Origin of the sequence: Acinetobacter johnsonii, assembly GCF_048551975.1 — a bacterium.
GTDB classification, from domain to species: Bacteria; Pseudomonadota; Gammaproteobacteria; order Pseudomonadales; family Moraxellaceae; genus Acinetobacter; species Acinetobacter johnsonii_A.
Genome location: NZ_JBIMCF010000277.1, coordinates 1 through 260 on the forward strand (window position 1 = coordinate 1; position 260 = coordinate 260).

At 33.5% G+C, this 260-nt stretch carries 1 pseudogene; it reads right to left on the bottom strand.

Going from position 1 to position 260, the window contains the following annotated elements:
- Positions 1-203 (bottom strand): annotated as a pseudogene (locus ACG9ZB_RS17490) (IS4 family transposase); the annotation flags it as partial.
- Positions 204-260 lie beyond the last annotated feature (57 nt).

Consider the following 260-nt stretch of genomic DNA (forward strand, 5'->3'; position numbering starts at 1 on the left):
TACTGACCTGCAAAGAAGCGCTGCATACGTCGATAAAATGATTGTGGTAAGCACTTGATGGGCAAGGCTTTAGATGCAGAAGAAAGATTACATGTTTACTTTAGAATAATCACAAGCATGATGAGCGCAAAGCACTTTAAATGTGACTTGTTCCATTTTAGAGATTTGTTTAAGATAAGATATAACTCATTGAGATGTGTCATAGTATTCGTCGTTAGAAAACAATTATTGTGACATTATTTCAATGAGTTATCTATTTT